Here is a 23,290-nt window from a genome sequence, read left to right as displayed (position 1 = left end):
GGTCCCGCCGATCATTCGGGGAGCGGCGGGACCACCACGGGGAAAGAGCCCGGGTCGCCTTACGGGGAGGCGACCCGGGCTCCGCTCGTTCGACCTTTAGCTGTCCGTTAGCGCGGTGGGCTGGTGCGTGCGACCATCGGGCGCATGATCGAGGCGTCCGGTCTGACGAAGCGCTATGGCCGCACCGTCGCGGTCGACAACCTGTCTTTCACCGTCGGCGAGGGCCGGGTCACCGGGTTCCTTGGCCCGAACGGCGCCGGGAAGTCCACCACCATGCGAATGATCCTCGGCCTGGACCGCCCGACCTCCGGTGACGTGCTGCTGGACGGCAAGCACTACCGCAACCTGCACCAACCGCTGCGTACCGTCGGCGCGCTGCTGGACGCCAAGTGGGTGCACCCCAACCGGTCCGCCCGCGCGCACCTGCGCTGGCTCGCCGCCTCGAACAAGCTGCCGACCTCGCGCGTGGACGAGGTGCTCGACCTGGTCGGGCTCACCTCGGTGGCAAAGAAGAACGCGGGCGGTTTCTCGCTGGGCATGTCCCAGCGGCTGGGTATCGCCGCCGCGCTCCTGGGCGACCCGCAGGTGCTGCTGTTCGACGAACCGGTCAACGGTCTGGACCCCGAGGGCATCCTGTGGATCCGCCGGTTCATGCACCAGCTCGCGGAGAACGGCCGCACGGTCTTCGTCTCCAGCCACCTGCTCTCCGAGATGGCGCAGACCGCGCAGGACCTGGTAGTCATCGGCCGCGGCAAGCTGATCTACCAGGGCACGGTCGAGGACTTCATCGCGCACGCCACCGAGACCACGGTCCTGGTGCGCAGCCCACAGCTGGACGCGCTGGCCGAGCTGCTGCGCATCGGCGGCGGCACGGTGGCCCCGGACACCGGCACCCCGCCGGGACTCCGGGTGTCCGGAATGGACAGTGCGGAGATCGGCGAGCTGGCCGCCGCGAACGGGATCGTGCTGCACGAGCTCAACCCCCAGGTCGGCTCGCTGGAGCAGGCGTTCATGCAGCTCACCGGCGATGCCGTCGAATACCACACGCACGAGGAGGCCTCGTCCGCATGAGCCTGGTGAGCGCCGAGCGCATCAAGCTGTTCAGCACCCGCTCGCCATGGGCCTGCGGACTGCTGGCGATCGCGTTGCCGGTGGCCTTCACCGCGCTGCTGGCCGCGCAGGCCGGCGGCGACCTGGAGATCGACATCGGCGCCACCCAGCTGACCGCGGGCCTCGGCCGGTCGGTCGTGCTGGTGCTGGCCGCGCTCGCGGTGACCAGCGAGTACCGCTTCGGCACCATCCGCAGCACCTTCCAGGCGGTGCCCAACCGGTCGGCCGCGCTGCTGGCCAAGGCGCTCGTGGTGGCCGGGCTGACCGGGGTCATCGGCGCCTGCGTCGGGTTCGGCTGCTGGGCCATGTTCCGGCTGATCAAGCCGAACGCGGGCCTGGCACTGGACTCCGGGCAGGACTGGCGCACGGTGGCCGGGCAGGCCCTGGTGTTCGCGCTCGCCGCGCTGCTCGCGCTCGGCGTCGGCATCCTGGTGCGGCAGACCGCGGGCGCGGTGGCGCTGCTGCTGGTGTACTCGCTGCTGGTGGAGAGCCTGGTCACGCTGATCCCCAAGGTGGGCCAGGACATCCAGCACTGGCTGCCGTTCTTCGCCGCCGACCGGTTCATCGGGGTGGGCCGGGACAACGGCGCCAGGGAGGTCGTCGACCTGCCGCTGACCCCATGGGGCTACCTGCTGTACTTCGCCGTCATCGCGCTGGCCGTGCTCACCGCGGGGATCTTCTCGGCTACTCGCCGCGACGCCTGAGGACTTCCGCCTCTGGCGCGGGGGCGTGGCTTTTCTTACAACAAGGGTTGGGATTAAGACCACGTTAAGAAGGTGTGAGGCCCCACACACGTTACGGACTTCCCACCCGTCCCGGGGTCAGATGGACACACAGACCCGTCTCGGAACCCTTGGAGGTGGACCTTGACGGTGCTTGACGCCAACACCCAGCGGCACGCCGTGCCCATCCAGCGTGGCCTGCACGTCGAGCCGCTGATCGGCCTGGAATGGTCCGAGGCGCTGGAGCAACCCAGCGGCCTGGCGCCCGAGTCCCCGGCGGCGGGCCGCCGGACCTGGGTGCACCGGGCACCGGAACCACAGGTGCTGTCCCTGTACCGGGCCGTCGCCGCCGCCCAGCCGACGTTGTCCGCGCCCTGGTGGCTGCACGCGGTCGCGGCGGGCACGCTCGGCTCCCGGCGCGAGGGCTTCGCGGTCGAGGACCGGGTCGCCAAGCTGCTCGACGCCCGCCCCGGCTGGGTCTTCGTGCCGTGGGCCAGCGACGGCGACGCGGGGTACTGGGAGTACATGCCCTCCGAGCGGGCCCTGACGGAACCGGGCATGCCGACCACCCTCGCGCACACCCACCGGCACAGCGGCTGGATCGACGTGCTGGCGGTGCACGCGGGCCCGGCCCCCGCGCCGATCGCCGTGGCGGGCCTGCCCGACCTGCGCGCCAATCTGTCCCGGTTGGAATCCCTGCGACCGTGAGCGGCGTGGTCCGCGCCCCGGCGGGCCCGGGGCGCGCTGAGGCGTGCGCACCGGCAGGTGGCACGCTGTCCGGGTGACTCAGCCCGACCGACTGCCCGACCAGACCACCACCGAGCCGCGCAGGCGCGGCGTCGTGAGTTTCGTGCACCGCGGTGGACGGATGACCGTCGGCCAGGGCAAGGCGTGGGAACGGTCGTGGCCGCGGTGGGGCAGGCAGGTCGCCGAGCTGCCCGCAGGCCCGCTGGACACGGATACCTGGTTCGACCGTGCCGCGCCGGTGCTGTTGGAGATCGGCTCGGGCATGGGGGAGACCACCGCCCGACTGGCCCAGGCCGCGCCCGAGCTGAACTACCTGGCCGTGGAGGTCTACGAACCCGGCCTCGCCCAGCTGATGCTGCGCGTCGAGGAGATGGGCCTGGACAACGTCCGGCTGCTGCGCGGTGACGCGGTCGTCCTGCTCACCCAGCACATCGCCGCCGACTCGCTGTCCGGGGTGCGGATCTTCTTCCCGGACCCGTGGCCGAAGAAGAAGCACCACAAGCGACGGCTCGTGCAGCCCGGGTTCGTGTCCCTGCTGGCCAGTCGCCTCGCCCCCGGCGGCACCCTGCACCTGGCGACGGACTGGGAGAACTACGCCGAGCAGATGCTGGAAGTGCTGTCCGCGGAGCCCTTGCTGCGCAACAGGTTCGACGGCTGGGCCCCGCGCCCCGAGTGGCGGCCGGTGACCAAGTTCGAGTCCCGCGCCCGGGTCGAGGGTCGGATCAGCAGGGATCTCATCTTCGAACGAGTGAAGAACTGACCGTCGGTGACGACGGTTCGGTGAGCACCACACGTCCGAGTAGTCGAGGCGCGCGCCGCGGGTACCGATATTCAGTGATGTGACCGCCCTGCGCGATGACATCCACGGAATCACCCGCGCCACCGACCGCGCCCCGGCACCCCCGGACCGCTCGGCGACCAACCCGCTGTTCGCCATGGCGGAACGCTTCCTGCGGATGTTCCACGAGGCGCGCCCCAAGGCAGGTCCGCTGGACACCCGGCTGGCCAAGGTCCGCGCCGAGATCGCGGCCACCGGCACCTACCGGCACACCCCAGCCGAGCTCGCCTTCGGCGCCCGCGTCGCCCTCCGCGAAACCGGCTGGTGCCCCGACACGGTGCCTTGGCGCGGCCTGCTCGTCCGGGATCTTCGGGAGGTCCGCGACGCGGCCGCCGTGGCCGCCGAATGCGTCCACCACCTCCGCATGGCGGCGGGCGACGGCGCCGTCCGCCCGGTCGTCAGCATCTTCGCCCCCGACTCGCCCTGGCGCCTCGGCCCGCGAATCCGCAACGACCAACTGGTCCGCTACGCGGGCTATCGGGAAAACGGCGGCGTCGTCGGCGACCGCCGCTACATAGAGTTCACCACCGGCGTCTGCCGCCTTGGCTGGCTCCCACCCACCCCGCACGGCCCATTCGACCTGCTCCCCTTGGTAATCGAAACCGACGACGACGGCGTCCGCCTGTTCCCCATCCCCAGGGACGCGGTCCGCGAAGTCGAGCTGACCCACCCCGAGTTCGACTGGTTCACCCGCCTCGACCTCCGCTGGCACGCCGTTCCGGTGATCAGCAACATGCGCCTGCATATTGGCGGCATCAACTATCCGGCCGCCCCCTACAACGGCGTCTACATCTGCCGGGCAATCGGCGAAGACGTGCTGGGCGAGGAAGCGGCATACGGGATGGCCACCACGGTAGCCACCGAACTGGGCCTGGACACCACCAACGAACGCACCCTCTGGCGCGACCGGGCAGCCCTGGAACTCAACCGCGCGGTGCTGCACTCCTTCGACACCGCAGGCGTGAGCATCGAACACTCCGCAGATGTCTATGCCCCCGCCACCGAAACCCCGCACCACCCGGCCTTCCTACGCCAGGCCCCGATCCCTGGCTAGCAGGCCTTTCCAGAGACACAGCCATCCGGCAATCAACGAAATCGCGCCGCACGCCCCACAAACCGCAGCCGGAAGAAGCGTGGCAGAATCTCGCCATGAGTCTGCGTCTGCACGCTCCCATCGTGCTGCCCTGCGATCCGGCATGCTCCGTAGTGCGAGACGGCGTCGTCGATATCGACGAAGCGGGCCGAATCCTCCACTGTGGACCGACAAGCACCGCCCCGGCGACGGACGCACCGACCAGGGAGCTGTCCGGCATTCTCATCCCGGGCCTGGTCAACACCCACGCCCACAGCCCCATGACGCTGCTGCGCGGCATGGGCGGCGACCTCCCCCTGATGCGCTGGCTGACCGAGGTCATCTGGCCCGCGGAAGCCCGCCTCGACCCATCGGACGTGCACACCGGCATGGTCCTGGGCTCCCTGGAGATGCTTCGAGCGGGCGTGACCACCAGCGCCGAGATGTACTTCCACGGCGAAGAACTGGTTCGCGCCGCCCTTGCCACCGGCAGCCGCGTGGTGCTGGCCCCGGCGATCATCGACGCCCCCGGCTGGGACTGGCGCAAACAGCTCGCCGAAACCAACGCCTGGATCGACGCGGACGGCCTGCGATCCGGCCCGGGAGAGCGAATCGAACTGGGCTACGGCCCGCATTCGGCCTACACCCTGCCTCCCGAGGCGTTGACCGAGATCGGCGCGGCCGCCCGAGAGCGAAACGCCCTGATCCAGATCCACGTGGCCGAGTCCCTCCCGGAAGACGTGGCGCAGCGCGCCGAGCACGGATCGGTGCCCGCGCTCCTGGAAAAGGCAGGGCTGCTCGGCGGCCGGGTGCTGGCCGCCCACTCGGTGCACCTCTCCGACGAGGACATCGCCCTCTTCGCCCGCCGCGAGGTGGGCGTGGCCCACTGTCCGGGCTCCAACACCAAGCTGGCCTCCGGTATCGCCCGCGTCGGCGACCTGCGCGCGGCGGGCGTCGCGCTCGGCCTGGGCACCGACGGCCCGGCCAGCAACGACGACCTGGACCTCTGGGAGGACATGCGCCTGGCCGGACTCCTCGGTCGAGTCTCCACAATGGACTCGACCATCCTGCGCGCCGCCGACCTCCTGCTCCTGGCCACCCGGGGCGGCGCCGCGGCCCTGTCCCGGGACGACATCGGCGCCCTGGAGCCCGGTCGCTGGGCCGACCTGGTGCACATCGGCGTGGACGACCCGGCCTTCGCCGCGGGCCTGGACATCGCCGACGACCACCTGCTGTCCAACCTCGTCTGGGCGGCGGGCTCCCGGACCGTCCGCGACGTCTGGGTGGCGGGCGAACCGGTGATCACCGACGCCCGACCCACCCGCGTCCCCTGGGACGAGTCCCTGCGGGCGGCCCGCGCGGCGATCGGCAGGCTGGTCGGCTAGTGACTCGCTAGCGGACCGGGCGGGAGCGCAGGTCCAGCTCCGTGGGGTGGGCGTCGGGGGTGGCGGCGATCGCCGCGCGGATGGCCTCGGCCACCGACTCCGGGCGCAGGTACCGCTCCGGCTGGTACTCGCCGCCCTCGTCGGCGCGGACGGTGCGTTGCATGTCGGTGTCGGTGCGGCCGGGATACACCGAGGTGACCCGGATGCCCGCGGACTCCTCCTCGCCGCGCAGCACGTCGGCGTAGGCGCGGAGGGCGAACTTGCTGGCCGCGTACGGTCCCCAGCCGGGGTTCGCGGATCGGCCAGCGCCGGAGTTGACCAGGACGACGTGCCCCTTGGCCGCGCGCAGGGCGGGGAGCAGCAGGCGGGTCAGCTCGGCGACGGCGACCACGTTGATCTCGTAGATGCCGCGCCACAGATCGGCGGGCGCCGCGGTCAGCGGGCCGACCCTGGCCACGCCTGCCGAATGCACCAGGACGTCCACAGTGGACAAACCGGAGGTGGCGGCGGCCAGTGCGGTCGGGTCGGTCAGCTCCACCGGCCACGGTCGGGCGTCCGGGAGTTCCTCGGCCAACGCCTGCAACGCGGGCAGGTCGCGGCCGCCCAGCAGGAGCGAGTGGGTGCCTGCGAGAGTGCGGGCGGTGGCCGCGCCGATGCCGCGGGACGCGCCGGTGATCAGAGCCAGGGGCATGAAAACAACCTAGGGCCCGCGCACCCCGTGGGATGCGCGGGCCCTGTAGGTCATAGGTCACTCGCCGACGCGGCAGCCGGACTTCCAGATCACCGCGACCGCGGGCCGCGGCTGGGCGGTGCCACCGTCGGGCCAGTGCGCGAGCGGGTTGTCCGCGCTGGCGCCGTCCAACTCACCCGGGTGCTGCACGGACACCAGCACGAAGTCGTCCTCGACGACCGGGCCGCAGGTCTCCGCGCCGACCGGCACGGTGAGGAACTGCTTGAGGTAGCCCCGGTAGCGGCCGTCGACCGGCACCGCGAACAGGCCGTCGTTGGAGCCGAGCGCGTTGCCGTCGGTGGCGATCCACAGGTTGCCGAAGCGGTCGAAGGCCACGTTGTCCGGGCAGGAGATCGGGCTGACCTGGGTCTTGTCGTAGCCGCCGAAGTAGGTGTCGGCCGAGTTCGGGTCGCCGCAGACCAGCAGCAGGCGCCAGGAGAACGTGGTCGCGGTGTGGTCACCGCGGCTCTCCTCCCACTCCAGCACGTGGCCGTGCTTGTTGCCGTTGCGCGGGTTGATCTCGGTCGGGCCTTCCTTGGCGCCCACCTTGCCGCGGTCGGTGTTGTTGGTGAGCGCGGCGTAGATCCGGCCGTTGACCGGGTTGGGCTGCACGTCCTCGGGGCGGTCCATCTTGGTGGCGCCCACCTTGTCCGCGGCGAGCCGGGTGAAGACGTACACCTCCTCGGCGGTGAAGCCCTCGACGAACGACCGGTCCCCGGACACCAGCTTGATCCACTTACCGGTGCCGTCGAACTGACCGTCGGCGGGCAGCTTGCCGGTGCCGTCGATCTCCGCGGCCGGGCTGTCGCCGGTGAACTGGGCAACGTAGAGGGTGCCCTCGGTCAGCAGCTTCTTGTTGTGCGCGCGGGTCGACGGGCTGTTGCCCGGCCGGTAGCGGTCCTTGGAGACGAACTTGTAGATGTAGTCGAAGCGCTCGTCGTCGCCCATGTAGCAGACCACGCGGCCGTCGCGGGCGACCTGGATGGTGGCGCCCTCGTGCTTGAACCGGCCGAGCGCGGTGTGCTTCACCGGGGTGGAGGTCGGCTCAAGCGGGTCGATCTCCACGACCCAGCCGTGCCGGTTGAACTCGTTCGGGTCCTTGGCCAGGTCGAAGCGCGGGTCGAACCGCTCCCACTTGCGGACGCTCTCGCCCTTCGGGGTGCCGTAGCGGGCGATCCGCGGGACGGCCGCCGCGTCGGTGACCTTCTCACCGTTGGCGAAGTAGCCGTTGAAGTTCTCCTCGCCGGACAGGATCGTGCCCCACGGGGTCACGCCGCCCGCGCAGTTGCCGAACGTGCCGAGCACCTTGCGGCCGGACGGGTCGGCGTTGGTGCGCAGGAACTTGCTGCCCGCGACCGGCCCGACGAACTCGAACGGCGTGGTCACGGTGATCCGGCGGTTGTACTTGCGGTCGACCCGGGGCACCAGCTTGCCGCTGCGCCGCTCGCGCTCGACCCGCACCACGGAGAAGCCGTGCGCCGCCCAGCCGATCCTGACCTGCTCCTCGGTGGGGTTGGCCACCGCGTAGCCCTTGAACATGAACGACTCGGTCGTGTACTCGTGGTTCGAGCCCATCAGGTACGCGTCGTGGCCGAGCGGGACCAGGCCGCAGAAGTCGTTGTTGTAGCCGAACTGCTTGGCCTGCGCCGCGGCGGTCTGCTTGTCGAAGTCGAACGCGGGCGCGCCGGGCAGCACCGCGTCGCCCCAGCGGATGACGACCGCGTTGTGGTAGCCGTCCGGCGTGACGATCCGGTCCTCGCGGTTGGGCGCCACGGCCTTGAAGTCCAGGCCCTTGGGCCCGCGCGACCCGCCGTGCCCGCGCCCGTCCGGGCCGAGGTCGTGCGCCGCGGCGGTGCCCGCCAGGCCTGCGACCCCCGCGCCGGTGACAGCCAGCACCGCACCCGCCTTGAGCATGCCCCGGCGGTTGACGATCGACCTGACGACATCGCCGAAGTAGGCGTTGTCGGAGGGGTTGGGCGCCTCATGGCTGCACGCGTTCGCGCAGCGGTACTGGCAGGTCACCGCGGACCTGCCGAGCGGGTGGTTGGGCGGCAGCAGCGGCAGCGAGATCCGGCCGTCGGTGGGGGACACGGAGCCTCCGGGATTCGGGCATCGTGGTCAGGTGGGAACGGCGTGAACCTAGAAGGCACAAACCAGTTGAAGCGGACATCGCGGTGAACAGCGGGCAAACTCCCCCGGATCCCGCCTGCTTCTCGCGCTGCGCGACCGACCCGTGACACCCCGGAACGCGGGAGGCCGCCATCCGGACCCGGATGGCGGCCTCCCGCGGTGGAAATCCTGACGGAGTGCCTACCGCTCGACCTCGCCGCGAATGAACGCCTCGACCGCCTCGAAGGCGTCATCGTCGGCGTACTGCTCGGGCGGGGACTTCATGAAGTAGCTCGACGCCGACAGGATCGGGCCGCCGATGCCCCGGTCCAGGGCGATCTTCGCCGCGCGCACCGCGTCGATGATCACGCCCGCCGAGTTCGGCGAGTCCCAGACCTCCAGCTTGTACTCCAGGTTCAGCGGGGTGTCGCCGAACGAGCGGCCCTCCAGCCGCACGTACGCCCACTTGCGGTCGTCCAGCCACGGCACGTGGTCGGACGGACCGATGTGCACGTCAGCCTTGGCCATCTCGTGCGGGATCTGCGAGGTCACCGATTGCGTCTTGGAGATCTTCTTGGACTGCAGCCGCTTGCGCTCCAGCATGTTCATGAAGTCCATGTTGCCGCCGAAGTTGAGCTGGTAGGTGCGCTGCAGCTCCACCCCGCGGTCCTCGAACAGCTTGGCCATCACCCGGTGCGTGATGGTCGCGCCGACCTGGGACTTGATGTCGTCGCCGACGATCGGCACGCCCGCCGCGGTGAACTTCGCCGCCCACTCCGGGTCGGAGGCGATGAACACCGGCAGCGCGTTGACGAACGCCACGCCCGCGTCGATCGCGCACTGCGCGTAGAACCGGTCGGCGTCCTCGGAGCCCACCGGCAGGTACGACACCAGCACGTCGACCTCGGCCTCGCGCAGCACCGAGACCACGTCGACGGGCTGCTCGTCCGATTCGGTGATGATCTCCCGGTAGTACTCGCCGAGCCCGTCGTAGGTGTGCCCGCGCTGCACCGTGACGCCGAGCGGCGGCACGTCGCAGATCTTGATCGTGTTGTTCTCGCTGGCCACGATCGCCTCGGACAGGTCACGGCCGACCTTCTTGGCGTCCACGTCGAAGGCGGCAACGAACTCGATGTCGCGCACGTGGTAGTCGCCGAACTGGACGTGCATCAGGCCGGGCACGCGCGTGGTCGGATCCGCGTCGCGGTAGTAGTGCACACCCTGCACAAGCGACGCCGCGCAGTTGCCGACGCCGACGATGGCCACCCGCACGCTGTGGCGGTTCTCGCCCATGCCGGTTCTCCTTCTCGTGTTCCAGCCCCGCTCGCGCGGGGGCACAGGCGTCTGGCCTGCCCTGGCGGTCAATCCCGTGTCAGTCGCCTGGATCGCGCTGCTCGCTCTGCTCGTGCGCGATCAACTCGTTCAACCAACGCACTTCGCGCTCACTTGCTTCCAGGCCCATCCGGTGCAACTCCCGCGTGTACCGGTCGATCTGCTCACCCGCACGGGCCAGCGACGAGCGCAGGCCCTCCCGGCGCTCCTCGACCCGGCGCCGCCTGCCCTCCAGGATGCGCATCCTGACCTCGGCCGGGGTCCGGGAGAAGAAGGCCAGGTGGACGCCGAAACCCTCGTCGTCCCAGGTCTGCGGGCCGGTATCGACCAGCAGCCCGGCGAAGTGCTCCTTGCCCTCCGCGGTGAGCTTGTACACGCGCTTGCCGCGCCTGCCCCACGTCCGCGTCTCCGGCTCCGGTGTCTCCTCGACGATCCACCCGGACCGCAGCAGCCGCCGCAGCGTCGGGTAGAGGGAACCGTAGGAGAACGTCCGCAGGGTCCCGAGCAGGTCGTGCAAGCGCTTGCGCAGCTCGTAGCCGTGCATCGGGGCCTCGTGGAGCAGCCCGAGGATCGCGAACTCCAGCACGGGCACACCCCCTCTGACTCTCGCGGCACGACGTGGTGTGAGCTAGTCAGTCGACCTACTCGCTGCTTATATCGTGCCGATACATCGCCAGGGTGGCCAACTCGGGAGCCTGTGTCAATCGACACGTGAACCGCGCAGGTGGCGCCCGGTGCCGGAAGATCACACGTTGTCCCCGGTCAGCGCACCCCCAGGTCACGAATGCACCCCGCCGAGCATGTCGGCGCGGCCGATCGGCTCACCCCCGTGATAACGGCTCCGCGTAGGCTGTCGTCGTGCGAACGCAGCGGCAGATGGTCGACTACGCGTTGCAGCGCCGGTCGCTGCTCGCGGAGGTCCACGCGGGTCGCGTCGGCACCGACGAGGTGTGCGACGCCAACCCGTACCTGCTGCGCGCCGCGAAGTTCCACGGCCTGCCCACCGAGGTGGCCTGCCCGGTCTGCCGCAAGGAACACCTCACCCACGTGAGCTGGGTGTACGGCGACGAGCTCAAGCACGCCTCCGGCTCGGCCAGGACCCCAGAGGAACTGGCCCGGATGGCGACGATGTTCGCGGAGTTCACCGTGTATACGGTCGAGGTCTGCCGGACATGTTCGTGGAACCACCTGGTGCAGTCATACGTCCTGGGTACGGGGGGCGTTCGCACGCCCAAAACCCGCAGGAGGACGGCAGCAGAGTGAGGTGCCCGCGCCCCAGGTCCCGACCCGGGCGCCGCTACTGCCGCGCATGACCACCGAACGGCACCCCGCCCCGGGGCGCCGGTCTGGGAGGCTTTTTCGTGAACGACCACAGTGACCAACGTCGACGGCCGGAGCCCGAGTGGCCCACCGGTGACGACCCGGACGCGGGCAAACCGCGTGCGGGCCAACAACCGCCGGAGGAGCGCACCGGGTTCTGGAACCCGCTGTGGGAGGACGAGGACGAGGACGGCAAGACGGTGCAGGCGAGCAGGCCAGCACCCGGCGGCCCAGCCGGACCGCGCCCCGGTGCGGCCGGACCGGGCACTGTGGACGGTCCGGCCCGCGGCGGCGCGCCCGGCGGGCGCCCCGGCGCACCGGCACCTGGTGGACCTGGTGGACCTGGTGGACCCACCGGGTCCGGCGGACCTGGTGCACCGGGCGGACCCGGTCGACCTGGCGGTTCCAACGGACCCGGCGGACCCAACGGCTCCGGCGGTCCGGGTACCGGGCCGGGCGGTGCCCCGGTGCCCGGCAGGCCGGGCCCCAATGGGCAGAACGGACAGAACGGCCCCGCGGGCCCCGGCGGACCGGGCGCGCCCGGCGGCCGCGGACCCGGGGGACCGGGCGGACCGAACGGGCCTGGTGGGCCGGGTGGCCCCAATGGCAATGGCGGACCGGGTGGCCGTGGCCCCGGCGGACCGGGCGGACCTGGTGGTGGCGCGACAGTCGTGGTCGGCGGACCCGGCGGTCCGGCCCGCCCCGGTCCCGGTGGTCCCGGACCCGGTAGGCCCGGCGGACCCAACGGCCCTGGTGGCCCTGGTGGTCCGGGTCCCGACGCCCCGACGATGGCCGTCACCCCGCCGCGCGACGACCGCACGGTCGCGCTCAAGACGGCGGGCGTGGCGGGCGCCGCAGGTGCCGCGGGCGAGGCGCCGACCGTGTTCATGCCGAAGAACCCGGGTCAGTCCCGCTCCGAACCACAGCTGCTGACCCACCGCGAGCCCGAGCCGGACCTGGACGACGGCTACCAAGACGAGGCCGAGATGGAAGCCGACGCGCCGACCGAGGAAGAGCTGCGCAAGAAGCGCCGGAAGAAGATCTGGCGCCGGGTCCGGCGGACCTGCTACGTGCTGGCCGGGCTGATGATCATCGGCCCGATCCTGGCCTTCTTCATCACCTACCAGCTCGTCGACGTGGACAACCCGCAGGACATCGCGCGCGACCAGGACAAGGTCGTCACGCTGCTGTACGCGGACGGCTCGGAGATGTCGAAGATCGGCACCGCCGAGGCGAACCGGGTGATGCTCAAGCCGGAGGAGATCCCGGACACCATCAAGCACGCGGTGTACGCGGCCGAGGACCAGACGTTCGAGACGAACTCCGGCTTCGACATCACCGGCATCCTGCGTGCCGCCTGGAACAACGTCACCGGCGGTGGCGGCGGCGGGTCGACGATCAGCCAGCAGTACATCAAGAAGGCCACCGGCAACGACGACCCGACGTTGACCCGGAAGTGGGTGGAGGTCGTCAAGGCGTACAAGATGACCAAGACCTACGACAAGAAGGACATCATCACCGCCTACCTGAACACGATCTACTTCGGCCGCGGCGCCTACGGCATCGCGGCGGCGGCCAAGGCCTACTACGGCGAGACCGACCTGACCAAGATCACCAAGTCGCAGGCGGCGGTGCTCGCGGGCATGATCCAGACCCCGTCCCGCGGCAAGGACATCGGCTACCAGCAGAGCCGCTGGAAGTACGTGACCGGCCGGATGGTGGACAACGGCTGGATGACCCCGGCGGAGAAGGCCGAGGCCACCTTCCCGGAGCCGATCACCAACGACAAGACCAAGGCCGCCTCGCTGACCGGGCCGCGGGCCCGGATCCCGATCCTGGTGCAGAACGAGCTGGAGAGCCTGGGCTACGACGAGGACCGGATCAAGAAGAACGGCTACAAGATCACCACGACCATCGACCCGCGGGCCCAGCAGCTGGCCGAGGAAGCGGTCAGCAAGGTGATGCTGGGCCAGCCGGACAACCTGCGGCCCGGCCTGGTCGCGGTCGACCCGGCCACCGGCAGCGTGCTCGCGTACTACGGCGGCGCGGATCCGAACGGCACGGACTGGGCGGGCAGCGCGATCCAACCCGGTTCGTCGTTCAAGCCGTTCGACCTGGTCGGGCTGCTGCGCAAGGGCGAGGGCCTGACCAAGACGTACGACAGCGGGCCGGTCACGATCAACCCGGGTTCGAAGAAGCCGATCACCGTCACCAACGCGGGGAAGACCAGCTGCGGCGCGGAGTGCCCGGTGGCCCAGGCGATGAAGGAATCGCTGAACACCGTGTTCACCCGCATGGTGATGACGGACGTGAAACCGGAGGCGGTCGCCCAGGCCGCCCGGGACGCGGGCGTCACCTCGGACCTGTCCAAGGCGGAGACCCTCAACATCGCCATCGGCGGTGGCGACACCCGGGTCACCGTCCGGGACATGGCCACCGCGTTCGCCACCTTCGCCGACGGCGGCACCCGCCGCCCGTCGCACCTGGTCGCCAAGATCGAGTTTCCGAACGGCGGCACGGCCTGGGAGGCGGCCACCGAGGAGCGGTACAAGGAGGCCCCGGCGTTCGACGAGAACGACCCGGACCACAACCAGAAGATCGCCCGCAACGTCACCGAGTCGCTGCGCCCGATCCCGCAGTCCTCCGGCATCCCGTGCGCGGGCGGCCGGGACTGCGCGGGCAAGACCGGTACGCACCAGTACGTCAACCGCGAGGGCGTGGAGACCAAGGACAACGGCAAGGCGTGGATGGTCGGCTACACCCCGCAGATCTCCGCTGCGGTGGGCATGGCCACCCAGGACAGCGAGCCGTTGAAGGACAAGACCGGCAGGACGTTCTACGGTTCCGGCCTGCCCGGTCACATCTGGCAGCAGTTCATGAACAGCTACCTGGCCCAGGCGCCCAAGGTGGACTTCGGGAAGTACGTGGCGATCGGCGAGACGACCAAGCCGACGACCGTCGCGCCGAAGACCACCACGGCCGAGGCGCCTGCGACGACGACCACCACCGCGAACCAGCCGACCGTTCCCACGACCACCACCGAGGACGGCGAGACCACCACCACGACCACCACCAAGCATGGCGGCGGTGGCGGTGGTGCGACCACCACGACCAGGACGCCACCGACCGGCGGCACGGTGATACCGATACCAGGACAAAACGGTTAGCTGAGCCGACGTTCGGCTGATCGAGACAACCGGCGGGCCGGGGACGCGCAGTCCCCGGCCCGCCGGTTATTTGCCGTCGGACCTACCCCATTCGCACACCGCAGGCCGTAGCATTCGCCGCGTGCCAGGCGATCCACTTGGGCCCGCAGAGGTCGAGTCCCCCACCGGGAGCGTGCGCGCGCCCGAGCCGGGCGAGGTCGGGGACACCGACTCGCTGAGCCCGGAGCAGCGCGTGCGGCCGTCGTGGGACGAGTCGCTGGCCCGGCACGCGGCCGCGCCGATCGGCGGCCCGCTCGGCGAGCACGCGGTGGTCGGCAGGCACTGGTTCTGGACGCCGCTGCGGGTCGGCCTGCTGCTCGCGCTGGTGGCGCTGGCGCTGGGCTGGTTCGGCAAGGCGGCCTGCGTGCAGCAGTTCGACCCAGGCAACGGCCAGCTGTCCCTGGACTGGCGGTCGAGCAGGCCGTACGTGGCGATGTGCTACTCGGACATCGTCCCGCTCTACGGCGCCGAACGGCTCGACCAGGACGGCACCTTCCCGTACAAGACGTCGTGGATCGACGACGAGGGCAAGCCGACCGCGCACGTCCGCTACATGGAGTACCCGGTGATGACCGGGATATTCCAGTGGGTCAACGCCAAGCTGACCCAGGGCTGGATCGGGCAGTCGTGGCTGCCGACCGGGCTGCCGGTGGTGATCTACTTCTCGATCACCGCGTTCTGGCTGGCGCTGGCCTGGCTGATCACCATCTGGGCCACCGGCCGCACCGCCCGACATCGGCCGTGGGACGTGGCGTTCGTGGCGCTGTCCCCGCTGATCATGGTGCACGCGTTCACCAACTTCGACACGCTCGCCACCGCCTGCGCGGCGGGCGGCCTACTGGCCTGGTCGCGCAAACGGCCCTTGCTCGCGGGTGTGCTGCTCGGCCTGGGCGTGGCGACCAAGCTGTATCCGGTGTTCCTGCTCGGCCCGATGCTGATCCTGTGCCTGCGCACCGGGAAGATGCGGCAGTGGTGGCAGGCCGCGGCGACCACGGCGGTCACCTGGCTGGTCTGCAACCTGTGGCTGATGCTGCTGTTCCCGGACGGCTGGCGGGAGTTCTTCCGGCTGAACACCACCCGGGGCGCCGACCCGGACTCGCTCTACAACGTGATCATGCAGTTCACCGGCTGGGAGGGCTTCGACGGCCAGCTGGCGTTCGGGCAGACGCCCGAGGTGTTGAACACGGTCAGCGCGGTGCTGTTCATCGTGTGCTGTGTGGTCATCGCGTTCATCGGCCTGCACGCCCCGGTGCGGCCGCGGCTGGCGCAGCTGTGCTTCCTGGTGATCGCGGCGTTCCTGGTCACCAACAAGGTGTGGAGCCCGCAGTACTCGATCTGGCTGGTGCCGCTGGCCATCCTGGCGCTGCCGCGGTGGAAGCTGCTGCTGGCCTGGATGATGATCGACGCCCTGGTGTGGGTGCCGCGGATGATGTTCTACCTGGGCGAGGACCACAAGGGCCTGCCGCAGGAGTGGTTCCTCGGTATGGTCGTGCTGCGCGACCTGGCCGTGCTCGGCCTCTGCGCGCTGATCATCTACGAGATCTACCACCCGGCGGTCGACCGGGTGCGCAGGCACCTGACCGACGACCCCGGCGGCGGCGTGTTCGAGGACGTGCCGGACAGGTTCGTGCTGGGCAGGCGCCGGACCCCCGCGCCGGTCGAGCAGGCGCCGGAGTCCGAGCAGCCGGTGGGTGCCGCGTCGAGCTGACCTTCGCGTCGCACGAACCGGCCATGACATGAACCGTCCCCGGTGGGTCCGCCCACCGGGGACGGTCGCGTTCGGACCGTCACACCCGCGGTCGGGCATAAATCGGGCCCGTCCGCCGATGTTCCGATGGGACACTGAACCGGGTAGTGATGGGATGATCGGAGGGTGGCCGTGGGGCAGCGGCAGGGGTTCTGGCTCGGCTTCCTCGCCTACCTCAGCTGGGGTTTCTTCCCGCTCTACTGGCCGCTGCTCGCCCCGGCGGGCCCGGTCGAGATCCTGGCGCACCGGATCTTCTGGTCGCTGGCCGCCGTCATCGGCCTGGTCGTGGTGGCTCGGCGCTGGTCCTACCTGCGCGCGGTCACCCGCAAGCAGCTCGGCTTCATCGCCGTCGGCGCGCTGACCATCGGCATGAACTGGGGCATGTACATCTACGGCGTCACCAGCGGCCAAGTGGTGGAGACCGCCCTCGGGTACTTCATCAACCCGCTGGTCACGATCCTGCTCGGGGTGGTGTTCCTCGGCGAGCGGCTGCGGCCAGCGCAGTGGCTGGGCCTGGCCATCGCGCTGGCCGCCGTGGTGGAGCTGACCTTCGACTACGGCCGCCTGCCCTGGCTGGCGCTCACCCTGGCGTTCTCGTTCGGCACCTACGGCCTGATGAAGAAGAAGGCCAACATCGGCTCGGCCGAGGGCCTGGCCCTGGAGAGCGCCGCGCTCACCCCGCTGGCCATCGGCTACCTCGTCTATCTGCACGTCACCGGTCATGGCACGTTCGGGTACGCGGGCTGGGGCAACGCGTTGCTGCTCATCGGCACCGGGGTGATCACCGCGATCCCGCTGCTGCTCTTCGGCGCCGCCGCGACCCGGGTGCCGTTGATCACCCTGGGGCTGCTGCAGTACATGGTGCCGACGATCCAGTTCGTGATCGGCCTGGTGGTCTTCCACGAGCAGATGTCCACCGCCCGCTGGGTCGGGTTCGGCCTGGTGTGGCTGGCCCTGGTCGTGATCACCACCGAGTCGCTGGTGGCCCGCCGGACCGGGCCGCGCCGGGTCGTTCGACCGGAGCCCGAGTTGGTCTAGCGGTCGGCACCACTAACGATCGGATAGGCGGCGCACGAGTTTCAGGCCGGACCACACCGCGTCGATCGCGCACACCTTCACGTCGACCAGGCCGTGGTCGAGGGCGTACGCACGGACTCCGTTCTCGCCCAGGTCGGTCGGCACCTTCGCGGCCTTCTTCGGCCAGGCCACCCAGAGCCCGCCGTTGACCACCAGCCGCGCCACCGCCGGGGCGTAGCCGCGCACCAGATCGGCGTGCCAGGGGCAGAACAAGAGGATCACGTCGTACGGGTCGCGGCCCGCGCGGCGGTGGTGCGGGCACCCCGGGTCGAACCCGTCGGGCGCACCGGTCACCAGCACCCGGGATCCCTGTTTCACGCCCAGCTTCGCCGCGAGCGGCTTGCCGGAGTACCCGGCGGTCATGCTGGGGACGGCAGTGCGGGCCCGAGCCTGCCGCCCACGGGTGACGGTGCGCTGTCCAGCTGGTCGCTGACCGTGTCCTGGGCGGACAGGAACGCGATGAACATGCCGACGAGCAGGGCCGCCCGCCCCCACACGCCGATCATCACCGCCTGCGCGGCGAACCCCTCATAGATGCCGGACGGCTGCTTGGCCGCGATCTGCGCGAACCACAGGAAGATGCCGACGCCCATGGCCAGGTCGGCGATGAAGTACGCGGTGACCCAGCCCCAGCGCAGGTTGACCAGCACGAACATCGGCACCAGCCACAGCGTGTACTGCGGCGAGTGCACCTTGTGCAGCAACAGGAACCCGCACAGCATCGCCGCCGACACCGGGATCCACGGGTAGGTGCCCTCGCGCTGATACCGGAACCAGCCCACCACGCACGCGACCGCGAACGAGGCGAACACCAGCACCGGGGAGACCACGCCGATCAGCGCGTGCACCGTCCCGTTCTGCGGGTCGGACCCCGGGCGCAGGCCCCAGAACCAGATCGAGTTGGCGGTGATGTCGGCCTTGCGCTGCCCCTGGAAGACGAACGAGGCCAGCCAGCCGTCGAACCCGGCGATGGCGAACGGCAGGTTGACCGCGGTCGCGGTGCCCAGCGCCACCAGCCCGACCTTGATCATCCCGGCGATGTCGCGGCGTTTGCCCGCGGGCAGCTCGCGGCCGCCTTGGCCGCCGGTGAGCACGTAGAGCATCAACGGCAGCACGAAGATCGCCGGGTAAAGCTTGAACGCGAACCCCAGCCCGAGTAGCACCGCGCTGACCAACGCCCGGTGAAGCAGCGGACGGCTGGGTCCGCGTTTGCCCCAACCACGGTGCACGACGTAGACGGCCGCGACCGCGCAGGCCACGACCGGCAGCTCCCAGTTGTGGAAGGCGTAGAGCACGAGCGGTGGTGACAGCGCCCAGATCAACGCCCGCCACCGCGACAGCCTGCCCAGCAGCCACGCGCTCACCAACCCGAACGGCGCCATGATCAACGCCGAGGCGAGCAGGAACTCCGCGTCGGTGTGCGCGAACAACGCGCCCGCCCAGATCAGCAAGCCGGTGAGCACCGGGTACTCGACCGTGCCCCCGTACAGCTCGCCCTTGCCGTTGATCCCGCCGTGCACGTACGGGAACACGTGCCGGTCGATGTCCCGGCCGATCCACAGGAACTGGATGTCCGAGTAGCAGACCTCGGCGTACTTGCGCTCGTCGAAGCCCGGCTCGCTGCGGCCCCAGGAGTCGAACTTCGGACCGGTGCACCGGTCCTTGTTGGCGAACCCGATCAACAGCGTCAGCCCGCAGAGCAGCGTCAGCACCACCAGCGCGGCCCGACCCAGCCGCGCCACCGGCGACCGGCCGGGGGCGGCGGCGGCTGCGGTCACGGTGTCCACCTTCCCGGAGTCCGTGACACCCGCGGGCACGGTGTTCACTGCCCGACGGCCTCGCGCAGGAACGCGATGTCCGCGGCCTGCCCCTCGGCGGGCGTCTCGACCACCACCGGGGCCCCGGCCGCGGCCACCACCCCGACCAGTTGGTCGGCATCGATGGTGCCGGTCGCGATGTTGTCGTGCCGGTCGCGGGCCGAGCCGAACTCGTCCCGCGAGCTGTTCAGGTGCACCAGGTCGATCCGACCGGTGATCGACCTCACCCGGTCCACGATGCCCACCAGGTCCTCGCCCGCGGCGAACGCGTGGCAGGTGTCCAGGCAGAAGCCCGCGCCGAACTCGGCGACCGCGTCCCAGAGCCGGGCCAGCATGTCGAACCGGCGGGCCATGGCGTTGTCGCCGCCCGCGGTGTTCTCGATCAGGATCGGCACCCCGAAGCCGCCCTCGGCGTGCTGCCGCTCGAAGAACTTGCGCCAGTTGTCGATGCCGACCTGCGGGTCCTCGCCCTTGTTGACGTGCCCGCCGTGCACGATCAGCCCCTGCGCGCCGACCTTGGCTGCGGCCTCCGCGTGCTGGGTGATCAGCTTGCGGGAGGGGATCCGGATGCGGTTGTTGGTCGAGGCCAGGTTGACCACGTAGGGAGAGTGCACGAACAGGGTCAGGTCGGTGGCCAGCAGCTCGTCCGTGCGCGGGTGCGGCTTGGGCGCCTTCCAGTCCTGCGGGTCGGCGAGGAAGAACTGCACGACCTCGGCGCCGCGCTCGTGTGCGGCGGCGAGCGGGTCGTCATCGCGGACGTGGGCGCCGATGCTCATGGCCAGGAAGGGTAGTCGTCGGTACCCACGGTGGAACCCCTCGGGACGCCCGAGTTGTCGGCCGTGTGCCGTCCGGTGCGCGCCCGATCCGGACCGGCCGCGCCCGGGTCAGGTGAGGGTCAACTGTTAATCAACACGTTCGGTGTGGTCCAACCGGGCTAATACGAACCCCTTTCGGGGAAACCTGGCGCGCTGACGTCACCTTGAAGAGTTACAGTCGTTTCTCCGAGTGAAGCTACTCGCCAGTATCCGGAGGACTTCATGCGATGGCGTGCCCGGCAGGTCGCGGCCGGATTGACCCTGGTGCTCGGCGGCGCGACCGCGAGCCTGCTGGCGGGCAGCGGCCCGGCCGCGGCGGCCCCGCCCCCGGTGGTCGTCGGCAGCTGCGCCACCACGATCCAGGGCGCCCCCGGCACCCCGATCGCGCTGAGCCCCACCGCGGTGCTCGACCCGGTGCTGCGGATCGTCAACGCCGTCCCGCTGATCGGCCCCGGACTGTCCGGACAGGTCCGTAGTGCGCTGGCGGGCATGGGCGACATCCCGCTCGGCGCCATCCCGGGCACCAACTCCACCATCTCCGGCAGCACCATCGCCGCGGCCGCCGTCCCGCGGATCCAATCCGCACTGAGCGGGATACCCGTGCTCGGCCCGGTGCTCGGCGGCGTCATCGGCCAGGTCCAGAGCACCCTCGCCACCGGCTGCGCGATCACCGTGACGGTGGTCAACTCGGCCGCCGCGCCCGTCCAGAGCGGCGCAGGCGCCGTCGCGGGCGCGGTGGAACAGGGTGCGGCCGCGCTGCCGAGCCTGCCCAACCTGATCCCCGGCGCCCCGGGCGTGCCGACCAAGCCGGGCACCAACCCCGGCACGAACCCGGGTCCCGGCGGCACGCCGCAGCCCGGCGGCACCCCCGGCGGTTCCGGCGGCCTGCCCGGCGCGAACAGCCAGGTGATCGGCGGCCTGCTGCCCGGCGGCCTCCCGCTCTACGGCTCCGACCTGGGCTTCGGCCGCTCGCCGATGACCGACTACTCGTCCATCCCCTTCTCGTCGGCCGGGCTGTACTCCCCGGCGCCGGGCGTGCGGTACGGCGGCGCGGTCCCGGGCTACTCACCGCAGTTCGGCATCCTCGGCTCTGGGGACGCCGACGGCGTGCAGGCGGCCGGGCACGCGGAGGTGATGGACGCGCCCGCGAGCAGGGGAATCGAACTGCCGGTGCTGCTGGCCGTGTTCGCCCTCGCCGGGGTCACGGCGGCGCTCGTGCGCACCTGGGTGTTGCGCCGCGCCACCACCTGACCCAGTGGTGCGACTCAGAACGTTGGCCGTGTATCGGCGGGTCCACGGCGTGGCTGACGGTGCCGCCGGAACGGCCTCGTACTGGATGTACTTGGTCGTTTCGGCGGTGCCGTCAGGCACGTCGTGGGCGGGTCGAGACGCGGTCAACGTTCTGGGTCGCACCACTAGCTTGACTCGCCAGTAAGTTTCACCTGAACGAAGGATCTCGTACAGGGGAAACAAGGCGAGTGGAAGGACAGTCGGTGAGAGCACGCGTGGGCGCGGCGGTGGCAGCACTCGGTCTGGTGACCACGGGCGGGCTACTCGCACCCAGCACAGCCGCCGCCGAACCACTGCCGTTCCTCGCCGTCGACTGCGCCCAGCACGTGGCCGCGTTCAAGGGCCAACCGGTCCAGCTCGGCCGCGTCGCCGTGGTCGGCCTGGTCACCCAGGCGATCCGCGAGAACCCGAAGCTGGGACTGCTGCGCTCCACCACGGTCGGCGCGACCTTCCCGCTCGGCCCCGCGATCCCGGTGGGCACCGTGCCCGACGGCACCGGCGAGATCCCCGGTTCGGCGGTCGCCGACGCGGTGGCCGCGGTGGTGCGCCCGTTGCCGGAGATCGCCCCGGACGCCGACGCGGTGACGGCCGCGGTGCACGCGCTGGTCACCGAGAAGCGCGGCATGGCCCTGCGCGCCCTCGATGCGACCGAGCCTGCCCCGCAACAGCCTCCGCCGCCGCCCGGCCACCAGCCCAACCCCCCGCCCGCGACCTCGCCGAGCACCCAGCCGGTCGGCGGCAATCCGAGCGCGCCGCCGGACTTCTCCCTCTACGACCCGACGGCACTCGCCGCAGGCCCGCACGATTACACGACAGTCCCCTACGCCCGAGCGGGCCACTACGCGCCAGAACCGGACGCCCGCTACGGCGTTCCCGGCTACGCGCCGGAGTTCGGTCTCCTCGGCGCGGACCGGGCCACGTTCCGCCCGGCCGGTGAGGCATACGCGCTGCCGGTGACCCCGGTCGGCAGTGTCGGCCTGCCGGTCATGCTGGCCGTTCTCGCGTTGTCCGCGGTCACCGGTGCGCTGGTCCGGACCTGGGTGCTGCGCCGGGCGTGACCGGCCCACTGTTACGCTGCCCCGGCAGACCCCTCCTGCCACGGAAAGTCCGTGGCCGCCGAGTCCACAGGAGGTGAGTGGTCTTCATGCGTCATTACGAGGTCATGGTCATCCTTGATCCCACACTCGACGAGCGCACCGTCGCACCGTCGCTCGACACGTTCCTCAACGTCATCCGCACGTCGGGCGGCAATGTGGAGAACGTCGAGATCTGGGGCAAGCGTCGGCTCTCGTTCGAGATCAAGAAGCACAGCGAGGGCATCTACGCGGTGCTCGACGTGAACGCCGAGCCGGACGCGGTCAAGGAGCTCGATCGCCAGCTCACGCTGCAGGAGTCCGTGCTGCGGACCAAGGTCATGCGCCGCGAGACGGCCTGACCATGGCGGGCGACACGATCATCACGGTGGTCGGCAACCTCACCGCGGACCCCGAGCTGCGCTTCACCCCCTCCGGGGCGGCCGTGGCCAGCTTCACCGTCGCGTCCACCCCGCGCACCTTCGACCGCCAGAGCGGCGAGTGGAAGGACGGCGAGGCGCTGTTCCTGCGCTGCAACATCTGGCGCCAGGCGGCGGAGAACGTGGCCGAGTCGCTGACCAGGGGCGCTCGCGTGCTGGTGACCGGCAGGCTCAAGCAGCGCTCGTTCGAGACCCGCGAGGGCGAGAAGCGCACCGTCATGGAGCTGGAGGTCGACGAGGTCGGCCCCTCCCTGAAGTACGCGACCGCGAAGGTGAACAAGGTCAGCCGAGGCACCGGTGGCGGTGGCGGTGGCGGCGGGTACAGCGGTGGTGGCGGCGGTGGCGGTAGCTACAGCGGCCCGCCCGCGCCCCCCGACGACCCGTGGGGCTCCGCACCGCCCGCAGGTGGCGGCGGTGGCGGCGGCTTCAACGACGAACCGCCCTTCTGACCGGGCAACGC

At 70.7% G+C, this 23,290-nt stretch carries 21 protein-coding genes; 14 read left to right on the top strand and 7 right to left on the bottom strand.

Features of this window, described 5'->3' with window-relative positions; genetic code table 11:
• Window positions 1-144 precede the first annotated feature (144 nt).
• The 6 genes from C503_RS0121655 (at window position 145) to C503_RS40275 (ending at window position 5,874) form a co-directional block, all read left to right on the top strand.
• Complete coding sequence (locus tag C503_RS0121655) at window positions 145-1,071, top strand: ABC transporter ATP-binding protein (RefSeq protein ID WP_026316553.1); 927 nt, start codon at window positions 145-147, stop codon at window positions 1,069-1,071.
• Entirely contained in the window at window positions 1,068-1,814 is a 747-nt protein-coding gene (locus tag C503_RS0121650) for an ABC transporter permease (RefSeq protein ID WP_018684317.1), read from the top strand. Before C503_RS0121655 ends, C503_RS0121650 begins: the two co-directional genes overlap by 4 nt.
• 168 nt (window positions 1,815-1,982) lie before the next feature.
• Entirely contained in the window at window positions 1,983-2,540 is a 558-nt protein-coding gene (locus tag C503_RS0121645; protein WP_018684316.1) for a hypothetical protein, read from the top strand.
• Between the two features lie 160 nt (window positions 2,541-2,700).
• Window positions 2,701-3,339 carry a tRNA (guanosine(46)-N7)-methyltransferase TrmB gene (trmB, locus tag C503_RS0121640; protein WP_245572559.1) on the top strand — a complete coding sequence of 213 codons (639 nt, stop codon included), beginning with the start codon at window positions 2,701-2,703 and terminating at the stop codon, window positions 3,337-3,339.
• A gap of 79 nt (window positions 3,340-3,418) precedes the next feature.
• Window positions 3,419-4,471 (top strand): nitric oxide synthase oxygenase, encoded by a 1,053-nt coding sequence (locus C503_RS0121635; RefSeq protein WP_018684314.1) that lies wholly within the window; start codon window positions 3,419-3,421, stop codon window positions 4,469-4,471.
• A 95-nt stretch (window positions 4,472-4,566) separates the two neighbouring features.
• Window positions 4,567-5,874, top strand: a complete 1,308-nt coding sequence (locus tag C503_RS40275) for an amidohydrolase family protein (RefSeq protein WP_051114901.1) — start codon at window positions 4,567-4,569, stop codon at window positions 5,872-5,874.
• 7 nt (window positions 5,875-5,881) lie between these two features.
• On the opposite strand, the gene C503_RS0121625 is transcribed toward C503_RS40275, so the two are convergent.
• The 4 genes from C503_RS0121625 to C503_RS0121610 all read right to left on the bottom strand — a co-directional run bounded on the left by C503_RS0121625 (window position 5,882) and on the right by C503_RS0121610 (window position 10,631).
• Window positions 5,882-6,565: an SDR family oxidoreductase gene (locus tag C503_RS0121625; RefSeq protein WP_018684312.1), complete on the bottom strand. Its 684-nt coding sequence runs from the start codon at window positions 6,563-6,565 to the stop codon at window positions 5,882-5,884.
• Between the two features lie 57 nt (window positions 6,566-6,622).
• The gene (locus C503_RS0121620; protein ID WP_018684311.1) at window positions 6,623-8,695 is read right to left on the bottom strand and encodes a PhoX family protein; all 2,073 of its coding nucleotides are present in this window, start codon (window positions 8,693-8,695) and stop codon (window positions 6,623-6,625) included.
• A 219-nt stretch (window positions 8,696-8,914) separates the two neighbouring features.
• A complete protein-coding gene (locus C503_RS0121615) occupies window positions 8,915-10,006 on the bottom strand; it encodes an inositol-3-phosphate synthase (protein WP_018684310.1) in 1,092 nt (363 codons plus the stop codon).
• 79 nt (window positions 10,007-10,085) lie between these two features.
• Entirely contained in the window at window positions 10,086-10,631 is a 546-nt protein-coding gene (locus tag C503_RS0121610; protein WP_018684309.1) for a PadR family transcriptional regulator, read from the bottom strand.
• A gap of 272 nt (window positions 10,632-10,903) precedes the next feature.
• Here C503_RS0121610 and C503_RS0121605 point away from each other — a divergent pair, with 272 nt between their 5' ends.
• The 4 genes from C503_RS0121605 to rarD all read left to right on the top strand — a co-directional run bounded on the left by C503_RS0121605 (window position 10,904) and on the right by rarD (window position 17,356).
• Window positions 10,904-11,308 carry a DUF5318 domain-containing protein gene (locus tag C503_RS0121605; RefSeq protein WP_026316551.1) on the top strand — a complete coding sequence of 135 codons (405 nt, stop codon included), beginning with the start codon at window positions 10,904-10,906 and terminating at the stop codon, window positions 11,306-11,308.
• An 845-nt stretch (window positions 11,309-12,153) separates the two neighbouring features.
• Entirely contained in the window at window positions 12,154-14,532 is a 2,379-nt protein-coding gene (locus C503_RS40265) for a transglycosylase domain-containing protein (protein WP_018684307.1), read from the top strand.
• Between the two features lie 121 nt (window positions 14,533-14,653).
• The gene (locus C503_RS0121595; protein WP_425393534.1) at window positions 14,654-16,279 is read left to right on the top strand and encodes a glycosyltransferase family 87 protein; all 1,626 of its coding nucleotides are present in this window, start codon (window positions 14,654-14,656) and stop codon (window positions 16,277-16,279) included.
• 165 nt (window positions 16,280-16,444) lie between these two features.
• Window positions 16,445-17,356: an EamA family transporter RarD gene (rarD, locus tag C503_RS0121590; protein WP_018684305.1), complete on the top strand. Its 912-nt coding sequence runs from the start codon at window positions 16,445-16,447 to the stop codon at window positions 17,354-17,356.
• 12 nt (window positions 17,357-17,368) lie between these two features.
• Here the strand turns inward: rarD and C503_RS0121585 are convergent, their stop codons facing one another.
• The 3 genes from C503_RS0121585 to C503_RS0121575 are packed head-to-tail and all read right to left on the bottom strand — an operon-like array spanning window position 17,369 to window position 19,988.
• Complete coding sequence (locus C503_RS0121585; RefSeq protein WP_018684304.1) at window positions 17,369-17,758, bottom strand: hypothetical protein; 390 nt, start codon at window positions 17,756-17,758, stop codon at window positions 17,369-17,371.
• Window positions 17,755-19,173, bottom strand: coding sequence for a glycosyltransferase family 87 protein (locus C503_RS0121580; RefSeq protein ID WP_245572556.1), 1,419 nt, complete (start codon window positions 19,171-19,173; stop codon window positions 17,755-17,757). Before C503_RS0121580 ends, C503_RS0121585 begins: the two co-directional genes overlap by 4 nt.
• Before the next feature lie 44 nt (window positions 19,174-19,217).
• Window positions 19,218-19,988: a deoxyribonuclease IV gene (locus tag C503_RS0121575; protein ID WP_018684302.1), complete on the bottom strand. Its 771-nt coding sequence runs from the start codon at window positions 19,986-19,988 to the stop codon at window positions 19,218-19,220.
• A gap of 261 nt (window positions 19,989-20,249) precedes the next feature.
• Between C503_RS0121575 and C503_RS0121570 the strand changes: the two genes are divergently transcribed.
• From C503_RS0121570 to C503_RS0121555, 4 genes are all read left to right on the top strand, one after another.
• Window positions 20,250-21,278: a hypothetical protein gene (locus tag C503_RS0121570; protein ID WP_018684301.1), complete on the top strand. Its 1,029-nt coding sequence runs from the start codon at window positions 20,250-20,252 to the stop codon at window positions 21,276-21,278.
• A 242-nt stretch (window positions 21,279-21,520) separates the two neighbouring features.
• Window positions 21,521-22,375, top strand: coding sequence for a hypothetical protein (locus C503_RS43480; RefSeq protein WP_156893369.1), 855 nt, complete (start codon window positions 21,521-21,523; stop codon window positions 22,373-22,375).
• Between the two features lie 86 nt (window positions 22,376-22,461).
• Complete coding sequence (gene rpsF, locus C503_RS0121560) at window positions 22,462-22,752, top strand: 30S ribosomal protein S6 (protein ID WP_026316550.1); 291 nt, start codon at window positions 22,462-22,464, stop codon at window positions 22,750-22,752.
• 2 nt (window positions 22,753-22,754) lie between these two features.
• Window positions 22,755-23,279 carry a single-stranded DNA-binding protein gene (locus C503_RS0121555; protein WP_018684298.1) on the top strand — a complete coding sequence of 175 codons (525 nt, stop codon included), beginning with the start codon at window positions 22,755-22,757 and terminating at the stop codon, window positions 23,277-23,279.
• Window positions 23,280-23,290: the final 11 nt, after the last annotated feature.

The organism is Actinokineospora enzanensis DSM 44649, from assembly GCF_000374445.1.
In the GTDB taxonomy this organism is placed as follows: Bacteria; Actinomycetota; Actinomycetes; order Mycobacteriales; family Pseudonocardiaceae; genus Actinokineospora; species Actinokineospora enzanensis.
This window is presented reverse-complemented; position numbering and strand designations above follow the sequence as displayed.

Coding starts and splice junctions, on each gene's coding strand:
- C503_RS0121655 (WP_026316553.1), top strand. CDS start 145: ATGATCGAGGCGTCCGGTCTGACGAAGCGCTATGGCCGCACCGTCGCG.
- C503_RS0121650 (WP_018684317.1), top strand. CDS start 1,068: ATGAGCCTGGTGAGCGCCGAGCGCATCAAGCTGTTCAGCACCCGCTCG.
- trmB (WP_245572559.1), top strand. CDS start 2,701: ATGACCGTCGGCCAGGGCAAGGCGTGGGAACGGTCGTGGCCGCGGTGG.
- C503_RS40275 (WP_051114901.1), top strand. CDS start 4,567: ATGAGTCTGCGTCTGCACGCTCCCATCGTGCTGCCCTGCGATCCGGCA.
- C503_RS0121625 (WP_018684312.1), bottom strand. CDS start 6,565: ATGCCCCTGGCTCTGATCACCGGCGCGTCCCGCGGCATCGGCGCGGCC.
- C503_RS0121615 (WP_018684310.1), bottom strand. CDS start 10,006: ATGGGCGAGAACCGCCACAGCGTGCGGGTGGCCATCGTCGGCGTCGGC.
- C503_RS40265 (WP_018684307.1), top strand. CDS start 12,154: ATGGCCGTCACCCCGCCGCGCGACGACCGCACGGTCGCGCTCAAGACG.
- C503_RS0121585 (WP_018684304.1), bottom strand. CDS start 17,758: ATGACCGCCGGGTACTCCGGCAAGCCGCTCGCGGCGAAGCTGGGCGTG.
- C503_RS0121575 (WP_018684302.1), bottom strand. CDS start 19,988: ATGAGCATCGGCGCCCACGTCCGCGATGACGACCCGCTCGCCGCCGCA.
- C503_RS0121570 (WP_018684301.1), top strand. CDS start 20,250: ATGCGATGGCGTGCCCGGCAGGTCGCGGCCGGATTGACCCTGGTGCTC.
- rpsF (WP_026316550.1), top strand. CDS start 22,462: ATGCGTCATTACGAGGTCATGGTCATCCTTGATCCCACACTCGACGAG.
- C503_RS0121555 (WP_018684298.1), top strand. CDS start 22,755: ATGGCGGGCGACACGATCATCACGGTGGTCGGCAACCTCACCGCGGAC.